General features: G+C 72.2%; 13 protein-coding genes. 6 read left to right on the plus strand and 7 right to left on the minus strand.

Features of this window, described 5'->3' with window-relative positions:
• The coding region (locus H0X00_RS16730; protein ID WP_293773019.1) for a phosphodiester glycosidase family protein at positions 1-471 on the plus strand (471 nt) is incomplete at its 5' end.
• On the opposite strand, the gene H0X00_RS16735 is transcribed toward H0X00_RS16730, so the two are convergent.
• Positions 468-752 carry a DUF4235 domain-containing protein gene (locus H0X00_RS16735; RefSeq protein ID WP_293773022.1) on the minus strand — a complete coding sequence of 95 codons (285 nt, stop codon included), beginning with the start codon at positions 750-752 and terminating at the stop codon, positions 468-470. The genes H0X00_RS16730 and H0X00_RS16735 overlap by 4 nt on opposite strands.
• Positions 753-840: 88 nt before the next feature.
• Between H0X00_RS16735 and dut the strand changes: the two genes are divergently transcribed.
• From dut to H0X00_RS16755, 4 genes are read left to right on the plus strand one after another with little or no spacing between them, the layout of a single operon-like run.
• A complete protein-coding gene (gene dut / locus H0X00_RS16740) occupies positions 841-1,353 on the plus strand; it encodes a dUTP diphosphatase (RefSeq protein WP_293773025.1) in 513 nt (170 codons plus the stop codon).
• Positions 1,354-1,355: 2 nt separating this feature from the next.
• Entirely contained in the window at positions 1,356-2,183 is an 828-nt protein-coding gene (locus H0X00_RS16745; protein ID WP_293773027.1) for a DUF3710 domain-containing protein, read from the plus strand.
• 1 nt (position 2,184) lies between these two features.
• Positions 2,185-2,547, plus strand: a complete 363-nt coding sequence (locus H0X00_RS16750; protein ID WP_293773030.1) for an OB-fold nucleic acid binding domain-containing protein — start codon at positions 2,185-2,187, stop codon at positions 2,545-2,547.
• The gene (locus H0X00_RS16755; RefSeq protein ID WP_293773032.1) at positions 2,544-3,263 is read left to right on the plus strand and encodes a DUF3159 domain-containing protein; all 720 of its coding nucleotides are present in this window, start codon (positions 2,544-2,546) and stop codon (positions 3,261-3,263) included. Before H0X00_RS16750 ends, H0X00_RS16755 begins: the two co-directional genes overlap by 4 nt.
• Before the next feature lie 6 nt (positions 3,264-3,269).
• Here the strand turns inward: H0X00_RS16755 and H0X00_RS16760 are convergent, their stop codons facing one another.
• Together H0X00_RS16760 and H0X00_RS16765 are read right to left on the minus strand one after the other, a co-directional pair.
• A complete protein-coding gene (locus H0X00_RS16760) occupies positions 3,270-3,935 on the minus strand; it encodes a TrkA family potassium uptake protein (protein WP_293773035.1) in 666 nt (221 codons plus the stop codon).
• Positions 3,935-4,609 (minus strand): TrkA family potassium uptake protein, encoded by a 675-nt coding sequence (locus H0X00_RS16765; protein WP_293773038.1) that lies wholly within the window; start codon positions 4,607-4,609, stop codon positions 3,935-3,937. The genes H0X00_RS16760 and H0X00_RS16765 overlap by 1 nt, the downstream gene beginning before the upstream one ends.
• A 150-nt stretch (positions 4,610-4,759) precedes the next feature.
• Here H0X00_RS16765 and H0X00_RS16770 point away from each other — a divergent pair, with 150 nt between their 5' ends.
• Complete coding sequence (locus H0X00_RS16770) at positions 4,760-6,034, plus strand: class I SAM-dependent RNA methyltransferase (protein WP_293773041.1); 1,275 nt, start codon at positions 4,760-4,762, stop codon at positions 6,032-6,034.
• 2 nt (positions 6,035-6,036) lie between these two features.
• On the opposite strand, the gene H0X00_RS16775 is transcribed toward H0X00_RS16770, so the two are convergent.
• The 4 genes from H0X00_RS16775 to egtC all read right to left on the minus strand — a co-directional run bounded on the left by H0X00_RS16775 (position 6,037) and on the right by egtC (position 10,751).
• A complete protein-coding gene (locus tag H0X00_RS16775; protein ID WP_293773043.1) occupies positions 6,037-7,626 on the minus strand; it encodes a multicopper oxidase family protein in 1,590 nt (529 codons plus the stop codon).
• A gap of 73 nt (positions 7,627-7,699) precedes the next feature.
• On the minus strand, positions 7,700-8,809 hold the full coding sequence (locus tag H0X00_RS16780; protein ID WP_293773046.1) for a hypothetical protein: 1,110 nt from the start codon (positions 8,807-8,809) through the stop codon (positions 7,700-7,702).
• A 176-nt stretch (positions 8,810-8,985) separates the two neighbouring features.
• Entirely contained in the window at positions 8,986-9,993 is a 1,008-nt protein-coding gene (gene egtD / locus H0X00_RS16785) for an L-histidine N(alpha)-methyltransferase (RefSeq protein ID WP_293773049.1), read from the minus strand.
• Positions 9,990-10,751 (minus strand): ergothioneine biosynthesis protein EgtC, encoded by a 762-nt coding sequence (gene egtC, locus H0X00_RS16790; protein WP_293773052.1) that lies wholly within the window; start codon positions 10,749-10,751, stop codon positions 9,990-9,992. Before egtC ends, egtD begins: the two co-directional genes overlap by 4 nt.
• Positions 10,752-10,962: the final 211 nt, after the last annotated feature.

Below are 10,962 nucleotides of genomic sequence, written 5' to 3' on the forward strand. Positions count from 1 at the left end.
GCCCAGACCTCGCTGCAGGCCACCGGGGCGATGGCCGCCCGGTTGCGCGCGCTGGCGGCCGAGGGCTGCGTGGACCTGGAGCAGTCCGTGCGCAACCGCTTCGGCTGGGAGTTGCCCCTGCGGGAGGGCGTCTCTGCCGTCACCGGCCGGTTCCGGCTGATGCGCGACGGCCGGATCGTGCTCTCCGACCGCGACGTGAGCATCTTCGGGCGCAACCCCCGCACGATCGCCGGCGTCGACCCGGACGGCAAGCTGATGCTGGTCACCATCGACGGCCGGCAGGCCCGCAGCGTGGGGGCCACCCTGTGGGAGGCCGCTCGGGTGGCCCGGGCGCTCGGGATGTGGGACGCGATCAACCTCGACGGCGGCGGCTCCACCGCGATGGCCGTCCGCGGCCGCCTGGTGAACCGGCCGTCCGGCTCGGAGCGCTCCGTCTCCGACGCCCTGATCTGGCTGGCGACGAAGGATTAGCTCGAGGAGAGGCCGGGCGGGAGTGCGCCGGTGGCCGACCGCCAGGTCGTCGCGGCGTTGCGGGTGAGCACGAGCTTCACCGCGCCGGCCACGGCGCCGGTGAGCATCGCCCAGGCCAGGGCCTGGGTCCAGGTGGTGTCCGGGTTCTCCGGATGGGTCGGCGGGTCGCCGCCGGTGGCGACCTTCCAGGCGCTCCCGACGACCTTCTTGGTCAGGATCGTGCCCACCATCGCGCCGCCGGTGGCGATCACCTTCCACGCCACGTTGTTCTGCTGCGACACCCTGACCCCGCTTTCTCTGCGTTTCCCGAGCCTGAACCTGCTCGGCTGCGCGGGAAAGCCTGCCAGACCCCCGGTAGTGTCGGGCAACGTGACCGCTGACCTACAGGCTGCTCCTCCGTCGGGCGAGCGGGTCGACGTGCTGGTCCAGCGACTCGACCCGGAGCTTCCCACGCCCGCGTACGCCCACCCGGGCGACGCCGGGGCGGACATCTACACCTCCGTCGACGTCGAACTCGGCCCGGGCGAGCGGGCCCTGGTCCCGACCGGCCTGGCGATCGCGCTGCCGGCCGGCTACGCCGCCTTCGTGCACCCACGCTCGGGGCTGGCCCACAAGTTCGGGGTCAGCATCGTGAACACGCCCGGGACGGTCGACGCCGGCTACCGCGGCGAGATCAAAGTGAGCCTGATCAACCACGACCCGGAGCAGCCCGTGGTGCTGCGTCGGGGCGACCGGATCGCCCAGTTGGTCATCCAGCGGGTCGAGCTCGCACGCTTCCACGAGGTGGAGGCGCTGCCGGGTTCGGCCAGGGGCACCGGCGGGCACGGATCCACCGGGGGCGTGTCCATTCCCGACGCCGCCCCCGCCGGAAAGGGGAACTGAACGTGGCCTTCCGACGCCGCAACAAGGACACCGACGCCGAGGTCGAGGCGCTCGAGCAGGAAGAGCTCGAGGAGACGCCCGACGTCGATGAGGTCCTGGCCGAACTCGGCCCCGACGAGATCGAGGATGCCGACGACGGCGGCCCGCGCTGGCCGACCGGGCAGATCCGCGAGCGCGAGGGCGGTCCCTGGGACGCCCTCGACGCGCCCGAGGACAAGCTTGAGCGGGTCGACCTCGGCGGGGTCCGGATCCCGATCGTCAACGGCATGGAGCTGCGCGCCGAGCTCGCCGAGGAACAGGTCGTCGCCGTGACGCTGATCATCGAGCGCAGCGCCCTGCAGATCCAGCCGTTCGCCGCCCCGCGCACGATGGGCATCTGGGACGAGGTCCGGGCCGAGATCGCCGAGGGCATCGCGCAGTCCGGCGGCACCTCCACCGAGGAGGAGGGCCGGTTCGGTACCGAGCTGATCGCCGAGGTCGGGGTCGCGCTGCCCGACGGCACCACCGGCATGCAGACCGCCCGCTTCGTCGGCGTCGACGGCCCCCGCTGGTTCCTTCGTGCGGTGATCACGGGCGAGGCCTCGGTGGACGCGGCCCTGCGCCGGCCCCTCGAGGACCTGCTCAGCGACGTCGTCGTGGTCCGCGGCGAGGACGCGATGGCCCCGCGCGACCCGATCGGGCTGGCGCTGCCGGAGGAGATCGAGGTCGGCGAGCCCGGCGAGCAGTTCGAGCTCGCGGACGAGGACGAGGCCGACGAGGCCGCCGCACCGCCCCGCGTCGAGGACTTCAACCCGTTCGAGCGCGGCCCGGAGATCACCGAGGTCCGCTGAGATGGGTCTGAAGAAGATGATCGGGCGGATCGCCGCGCCCGCTCACGAGGTCGACGCGCGCGAGCTGCGCGAGCACGCCGCCGATGCCGGCGGCACCCCGATCCAGCAGTGCTGCGACCGCGACCGGGTAACGCTGTGCGGCACCTTGCGCACCGTCACGCTGCGCCCACGCGCGGGCGTCCCGGCGCTGGAGGCAGAGCTTTACGACGGCTCGGGGACGGTGTCGCTGATCTGGCTGGGCCGGCGCCGGATCGCGGGCATCGAGCCGGGCCGTGCGATGCGGGTCACCGGCCGGGTCGCGATCCTGGAGGGCCGTCCGGTGGTCTACAACCCGCGCTACGAGCTGCGGCCGGGCGCCGGGTGACCGAGGACTCAACGTCGGACCACACCAGCGCTGAGGACACCGCTGCACGCCCGGCGGCGAACGTCGACACCGTTGAGGAACTCGTCCGCAAGCAACTGTCCACGGCCCTCGGCGGGCCGCGCGGGGTGATCGAGGCCGCCGTTCCCACGGCGGCGTTCACCCTCAGCTACGTCATCACCGACGAGCTGAAGACCGCGCTGATCATCGCCGCGTCCCTGGCTGCGGTGGCGCTGGTGGTCCGGCTTGTCCAGCGCAGCACCGTCCAGTTCGTGATGAACGCGGCGTTCGGGATCGGGATCGGCGCGGCCTTCGCCCTACGGGCCGGCGGCGGCGAGGACAAGGACGACGGGGCGCTGGCGTACTTCCTGCCCGGGATCCTCTACAACACCGCCTACGGCGCGGTGCTCCTGCTGACGGTGCTGATCCGCTGGCCCCTGGTCGGATTCATGGTCGGCGCGGTGACCGGCGACCCGACCGCCTGGCGCAACGACCGGGCGATGGTGAAGCTCTGCAGCCGGCTCACCCTGCTGCTCGCGGCGCCCTGCATCCTGCGGGTGGCCGTGCAGTACCCGCTCTACGAGGCGGGCGAGGTCGGCCTGCTCGGCACCGCCAAGGTCGCGATGGGGTGGCCCCTTCAGGTGGCGGCCCTCGGCGCGATGGCGGCCTTGCTGGCCCGCGGGCGCACTCCGCTGCATCCGTCACCGGCGGCCGACTGAACCGAGTCAGTGGTGGTGCGGGGAGAGCAGGTCCTCGAGCCGCGTCTCCTGCTCCGCGGAGGCGACGAACAACAGCTCGTCGAGCGCCTCCAGCGGATCGTCCCGAGTGGGCACCAGCACCCGGCTCTGCCGGATGATCGCGACCAGGGCGGTGTCCGGCGGCCACGGCACGTCCCCGACCCGGTTGCCGATCTGCGGGGAGTCCTCGGGCAGCGTCAGCTCGACCAGGTTGGCCTCGCCGTGCCGGAACGAGAACAGGCGGACCAGGTCGCCGACGGTGACGGCCTCCTCGACCAGGGCGGAGAGCAGGCGCGGGGTGGAGACGGCGACGTCGACGCCCCAGGACTCGGTGAACAGGCTCTCGTTGCCCGGGTGGTTGACGCGGGCGACCACGCGCGGGACCGCGAACTCGGTCTTGGCCAGGAGCGAGACGACCAGGTTGACCTTGTCGTCGCCGCTCGCGCAGATGACGACGTCGCAGCGCTGCAGTTCGGCCTCCTGCAGCGAGGACATCTCGCACGCGTCGGCCAGCAGCCACTCCGCGTCCGGCACCCGCTCGACCTTGATCGCGCGCGGGTCCTTGTCCATGAGCAGGACCTGGTGCCCGTTGCCCAGCAGCTCGCGGGCGATCGAACGCCCGACCGCGCCGGCGCCGGCGATGGCCACCCTCATCAGCGCACGTCCGATCCGGCAGTCGGTCCGGCGCCGAAGACGGCCTCGGCCTTGGCGGCGGCATCCTCGCGCAGCACTACGTGCACCAGATCGCCTTCCTGGAGCACCGTCTCCCCGTTCGGCAGGATCCCCTCGCCGAGCCGGGTAAGAAAGGCGATCCGCGCGCCCGACGCCGATTCCAACTTGGCGGTCGGGTGCCCGATCCAGGCCGCGTTGACGCTGACCCGGGCCAGCGCGACGTGCCCGCTCGGATCCCGCCACAGCGGTTCGGAGCCCGGCGGCAGCAGCTTGCGCAGAATCTGGTCGGCGGTCCAGCTGACGGTGGCGACGGTCGGGATCCCGAGACGCTCGTAGACCTCGGCGCGGGCCGGGTCGTAGATCCGGGCGACGACGTTGTCCACGCCGAACTGCTCCCGGGCCAGGCGGGCGGAGATGATGTTGGAGTTGTCGCCGCTACTGACCGCCGCGAAACCGTCGGCCTGCTCGATTCCGGCTTCGAGCAGGGTCTCCTGGTCGAAACCGATGCCGGTCACGCGGCGCCCGGAGAAGGACGAACCGAGCCGACGGAAGGCGTCGGCCTCCTGGTCCACGACGGCCACGTCGTGGCCCTTCGCCTCCAGGGCGAGCGCCAGCGTCGAGCCCACGCGTCCGCAGCCCATGATCACGATGTGCACGTGCCCGACCCCTTCTTTGGTCCGCGCAGGACGCTACACGGCTTCACAGCTACTCTCGGCGACGCCATGGCCGGACCTGAACCTCGACCCGATCGCCGCCGCCGGCGTGCCGCCTTGCCGCGCCGTCCACGGTCCGGCCCGGGCAGCCTGGTGGGGACCGAGTACGAGGTCGAGGTCGGCGTGGTCGCCCACGGTGGGATCTGCGTCGCGCGGCACGAGGGCAGGGTCATCTTCGTCCGGCACGCGCTGCCCGGGGAGCGGGTGCGGGCCCGGGTCACCGAAGGCATGCCGGGTGACCGCTTCCTGCGGGCGGACGCGATCGAGGTGCTCACCCCCTCACCGGACCGGGTCGAGCCGCCGTGCCGGTACGCCGGGCCGGGACGGTGTGGAGGCTGCGACTGGCAGCACGCCACCCTCGCCGCGCAGCGGAAGCTGAAGGCTGCGGTGCTCGCCGAGCAGCTGCGCCGGCTGGCCCACCTGGACCTGGACCCGGTCGTGGAGGCGGTGCCCGGCGCGGAGGACGGGTCGGGCTGGCGCACCCGGGTCCGGTTCGCCGTCGACCGGGCCGGCCGGCTGGGACTGCGCAAGTCCCGGTCGCACGAGGTGGTGACGATCACCGAGTGCTTCATCGCCCATCCCGCGGTGAACGGCTCGGGCGTGCTGGAAGCGATCTGGAGCGAGACTGCCGAGGTTGCGGTGACCGCGGCCGGGTCCGGGGAACGCGCGGTGCTGATCCGGCCGTCCGGTCCGCCCGCCCACGGCCGGGCCGCGCGGCCGCGGATGGACCCGCTCCTGGATACGGACGTGGAGCTGATGCCCGACGTGCCGGCGGGGGTGTCGGCGACCGAGCGGGTGGTGGAACGGGTCGGTGGGCGGGTGTACGCGGTGCCGGCCGGCGGCTTCTGGCAGGTTCACCCGGCCGCCGCGAGCACCTTGACCGAGGCGGTCGCCGAGGCTCTTGTGCCGCGTCCGGGCGAGGCCCTGCTCGACCTCTACGCCGGCTCCGGCCTGTTCGCCGGCGTGCTCGCCGCCACCGTCGCTCCCGGCGGGACGGTGGTCGCAGTCGAGGGCGATGCCGCGGCGGTGGCCGCGGCGCGGGACAACCTGGACGGCATGCCCGGGGTCACGGTGATCGCGGACCGGGTGGACCACGCGCTGGCCGTCGGCGTGGGCCCGGCCGACCTGGTGGTGCTCGACCCGCCCCGCACCGGGGCCGGCCGGGTGGTGGTGGAGGCGATCGCCGCGCTGCGGCCGCGCCGCGTGGTCTACGTCGCCTGCGACCCCGCCGCGCTGGCCCGCGACATCGCGATCTTCGCCGAGACGGGCTACGCGCTCAGCGGGCTGCGCGCCTTCGACCTCTTCCCGCACACGCACCACCTGGAAGCGGTGGCGACGCTCGAACCCGCGGTGCCGTCAGGGACCTGACCTCACGTCAGGTAGCGCACCTCGCGGGACAGGCCGTTCTCCATGTGGTAGTGGTTGTGGCAGTGGAAGAGCCACACCCCGGTGTTGTCGGCGATGAAGTCGAAGCTGCCTTCCCCGCCGTCGGGCGGCACCAGCATGGTGTCCTTCAGCGGGCCGCGACCGGACGGCGTCGCCACCCAGAACGGGTGCCCGTGCAGGTGCATCGGGTGCGCCAGGGTCGCCTGGTTGACCATGCGGAACCGGACCAGTTCGCCGGCCTCGATTTCCAGCGGTTCGGCGTCGGGGTAGCGCTGGTCGTTGATCCGGCTGTTCGAGGACAGCTCCAGGTCGAACACCCGGTCCGGGGTCGTCGCCGGCCGGGTCCGCTCGCCGGCGTAGTGCAACTCGTCGTAGGATGCCTGACGACCCGTCAGTTCCCGGGGGCGCTCGTCCACCGGCGGCGGGATGGAGGCCGCGGCGTCGGTGTAGCGGAGCACGGCGCGGGCGAAACCCCGCTTGGCCTCCGGCATCGCGGCCAGCTGCCAGACCCCGGAGTTGTCGGCGGTGACCACCACGTCGTAGCGCTCGCCCATACCGAGGCGGACCGCTTCGACCTCGACGGGCTCGACCGGCATGCCGTCGGTGTGGGTGATCGTCATCGTGTGCCCGGCGATCGCGACCAGGAAGCCGGTGTCGGCCCCGATGTTCATCAGCCGCAGCCGGACCCGTTCGCCGCTGCGCACCTCGAGGGTCGGCGGGTCCGCGGCCGGGCGGCCGTTGATCAGGTACATCGGGTACACCCGACCGCCAACGCGTTCTCCGAGGTTGGCTCCGGGTTCGGGCTCGGCCTCCTCCTCGTCCTCCTCGCCCTCCGGACCGGCCTCGACGGAGGGGGTCGCCCCGGCCGGGGCCGTGCGCGACGAACTCCCGCCACGGAGGAAGGGGATCCCACCGGGCGGGCCGTGCCCGCCGGAGTGCGTACCTGGCTCGGTGACGCCGAGGCCGTCGCGCCAGTCGTCGATCATCACGGTGTATTCGCGGTCGTAGGCGAGGGGCTCGTCGACGTCGGAGTCGACGATCAGGGGGCCGTACAGCCCGAGATCGAGCTGGTGGCCGACGTGGGCGTGGTACATGTACGAGCCGGCATCGGGGACCCGGAACTCGTACTCGAACAGTTCGCCGGGGCGCACCGGGTCCTGGGTGAGCCCGGGCAGCCCGTCCATCGCGTTGACCAGATTGACGCCGTGCCAGTGAATGGTGGTCTCGTCCGGAAGGGCGTTGGTCAACCGGGCCCGCACGGTCTCGCCACGCTTCAGCCGGATTTCCGGCCCGGGCACCACCCCGTTGTATCCCCAGGTGGTGACGACTGTGCCGGCCAGGTCGATCTCGATCGGGGAGGCAGCGAGGGTGCCGGCGGCGGTGCCGGGCCGCAACAGTCCGGTGCCGGTCGGACTCGGCGCCGCCGTGGCCGAGCTCGAGGGTCCGGCGGTGGCACCTGTTCCGGGGGCGGCATCGTCGGCTGCGCAGCCCGCGGCCAGGCCCAGCCCGAACCCGCCGGCCAGGCCGAGAAAGCGCCGGCGGGGCATCGAGCTGTCGTTGGCCGCTCTGGTCACCTGCTCCCTTTCGACGCCAGACGGGGCCCGGCCCAGAAGGCCAGGCCCCGCGGTGACGCGGATCCTACGACGGTCAGCCGGTGGAGGTCGGCGTCGGTGACGCGGACGCCCCCTCCTCGTCCTCGTCGGAGGACGTGGAGGCCGAACCCGAGGAGCTCGACGGGCTCGCGGAGCCGCTCGAGGCGGGCTCCGGCGAGCCGGTCTCGGTGACGATCATCTCTTCGAGCATGCCTTTCGCGAAGTGCGGCGGGGACTCGGGATCGAATTCGGTGCCCGGCTTGTGCACGGGGATCGGGCAGAACACCACGTAGCGCCCGGGCTCCAGGTCGAAGAAGGCCGTGCCGGCGGCACCGGGCGGCGCGAAGGACTCCCCGACGACCTTGGCGACCTTCAGCGCTCCCTCCTCGCCGAGGGCGAGCACCTCCTCGCCGGACAGATCCGAGTCGTCGTTGATCCGCACCAGAATCAGGACGTGGGGCTCCTCGCCCTCGTTGGTCAGCGTGACGCTGGTCGGGCCGGCCTTGGCGGTGCTGGGGACGCCGGTGAACTCGTAATCGGCCGCGGTCACGTCGAGCGCGTTGTAGTCGCACTCCTCGACCAGGTACTTGTCGACCTGGGCGTCCGCAGCCGCGAACTCCTCGGACTCGAACACCGAGAAATCGCCGGTCGTGATGGCCCCTCGGGCCTTCCCCAGCATCGTCTCGAGGGGGCCGGCCACCGCGGCGACCTTGTTGGCCTCGAGGTCCTCGAGGAGCGGCTCGAGCGTGGCCTTGGCTTCGGCCAGCGCCGCGCCGGTGAGCGGAGGCGGTGCCTCCTCCCCACCCTCGCCTTCCTCACCGGAGGAAGCGGAGGACTCGGGCGATGCGGAAGCCTCGGAGGACGACGAGCTGGAACCCGAGGTGGAGGTGGGCTCGGCGGAGGCCTCGGAGCTGCTCTCCTCGTCCTCTCCTTCTTCGCCTTCCGGTGCCTCTTCCTCGGCGCTGGGGAGGGTGAGGGCCGCCGTGTCCAAGGCAAGGATCGCTTCACAGAGCCCCTCGACCGAGGCCGACGACGTGGGAGTCGCCGAGGCGACCGGCTCGCTCGGAGTCGCGATCGGATCGTCGTCGGAGGCGCAGCCGGCCAGGAACAGAGCGGAGGCGAGGGCGGCGGTGGCGGCGATGAGGCGCCGCGACGGGGTGTACATGAACGGTTTCCTTCCGATGTCGAGCAGGCGCGCAGCGTCGCGGGGCGTTCACGGCGTGCTGCCAGGCACAGCCGACCCTAAGGCTCGCCCCGCCAATTCCTCACCGAAGAGAGTTCATGATTTGGGAAGGATGTGACTGCAGGTGCGGCTGGGGACCTCCGGCCGAAATAATGCGCTCACCCGGCGGACTGGGCCAGCGACAGGCCGAAGCGCCCCTCGCCGTCGGTCCACCATCGGCGCAGCTCCAGGCCGGCGCCGTCGAGTTCGGCCGTCACGCCCGGCCGGCGGAACTTGGCCGAAATCTCGGTCCGCATCTCCTCGCCCTCCCTGAACGTCAAGTCGAGGTTGAGGGTAGGAATGCGCACCTGCTGCTCACCGAGGCTGCGCAGGCGCATCTCGATCCACTCGTGCTCGCCGGACCAGACCGCGACGTGGGCGAAGCGGTCGAGGTCGAAGTCCGCCTTGAGCTCGCGGTTGATCACCCGGAGCACGTTCTTGTTGAACTCCGCGGTGACGCCCGCCGCGTCGTCGTAGGCCGGAACCAGGACCGCCGGTGACTTCACCAGGTCGGTGCCGAGCAGCAGGTGGTCCCCGGCTCGCATGCAGGCCCGCACCGCGGCGAGGAACGCCCGCCGCCCGGCCGGGGCGAAGTTGCCGATGGTCCCGCCGAGGAAGACGAACAACCGGCGCTGCCCGTCGGCCGGCAACAGGTGGAGCTGCTGCTCGAAGTCGGCAACGACGCTGTGCACCACGAGCTCGGGATAGTCCTCGAGCAGTACAGCGGCCGCCTCCACCAGAGCGCTCTCGCTGACGTCGACCGCGACGTAGCGCGCGAGCGTGCCCGCGTCCCGCAGCGCGTCGAGCAGCAGGTGCGTCTTCTCCGACGAGCCCGAACCGAGCTCGACCACGGTGTCCGCGCTGGTCTCCGTCGCGATCTCCGCGGCTTCCCGGGCGAGGATCGCGGCCTCGGCGCGGGTCGGGTAGTACTCCGGCAGCCGCGTGATCGCGGTGAAGAGCTCGCTGCCGCGGGCGTCGTAGAACCACTTCGGCGGCAGGGTCTTGGGCGTCGCACTCAGGCCCGCGAGCACATCGGCGCGCAGCGCCTGCTCGGCGAAGTCCGCCGGCAGGTGCTGGTCGAGGGCGAAGCGGCTGGACGAGTCGAGCCGCGAACCGAGCGGGGTCACATGATCTCCAGGGTGGTGGTCTCGGCCGTGGCAACCAGGACGTGGTTGTCGGGGACGTCGACCCAGGCGTCGGAGTCGTCGAAGGGCTCGGACGCCACGATCACGGCCGGCTGCGGTTCGCCGTCCGCCCCGGGGTGGGCGCCCTGCAGATAACAGAGGGTGTCGCCGGCTGTGGTGGCGACGATGCGTTCGCCGTCGAGCAACAGCAGGTTGACCCGGCCCCCGGTGGTGTCCCGGGTTTGGGCGGTGACAGCCGTCATCGCGGTCACCGCATCCTCACCGGCTTCGAGGCGGGCGAGGACCAGGGCCCACAGCAGCGTCGAGTCGGTAAGGGTCCCTTGTCGCGCGAGGGCGGCGAACGGCACCCCGGCCGCCAGTTCGGCAGCGCTCTGCGGCCAGTCGGGCAGGGCTCCGTTGTGGCTGAACAACCAGCGCCCGGCCGTGAACGGCGCGCTGGCGCCCTCCTGCACCGGGTGCCCGATGGTGGCCGAGCGGACGGCGCCGAGGACCGCGCCCGAGTGCGTGACCCGGGCGAGGGCACGAATGTTCTCCTCGCCCCACAGCGGGACCGCTCGGCGGTAGCGGACCGGTTCCGCGCTTCCGGCCACGTACCAGCCGAAGCCGAAGCCGTCGGCGTTGAGCAGGCCGTACTTCTGCCGCCGGGGCGCGTAGGACTGCCGCTCGAGTCCGACCGGGGGAGCGAAGACCAGATCGTGCAACGCTGCCGGCGGTCCGAGGTACGCGAAGTGACGGCACATCAGGACCCCGCCCTGGCGTCGCGTGCGGTCCGACCGTGCCCATGCTCCGGACCCGCACTTCGTGCGGTCCGACCGTGCCCATGTTCCGGACCCGCACTTCGTGCGGTCCGACCGTGCCCATGTTCCGGACCCGCACTTCGTGCGGTCCGACCGTGCCCATGTTCCGGACCCGCACTTCGTGCGGTCCGACCGTGCCCATGTTCCGGACCCG

This window comes from Sporichthya sp. (assembly GCF_013815995.1).
In the GTDB taxonomy this organism is placed as follows: Bacteria; Actinomycetota; Actinomycetes; order Sporichthyales; family Sporichthyaceae; genus Sporichthya.

Bases quoted from the DNA above. Each gene is read 5' to 3' on its own strand.
- H0X00_RS16750 (WP_293773030.1), top strand. From the start codon at position 2,185: ATGGGTCTGAAGAAGATGATCGGGCGGATCGCCGCGCCCGCTCACGAG.
- H0X00_RS16760 (WP_293773035.1), bottom strand. From the start codon at position 3,935: ATGAGGGTGGCCATCGCCGGCGCCGGCGCGGTCGGGCGTTCGATCGCC.
- H0X00_RS16780 (WP_293773046.1), bottom strand. From the start codon at position 8,809: ATGTACACCCCGTCGCGGCGCCTCATCGCCGCCACCGCCGCCCTCGCC.
- egtC (WP_293773052.1), bottom strand. From the start codon at position 10,751: ATGTGCCGTCACTTCGCGTACCTCGGACCGCCGGCAGCGTTGCACGAT.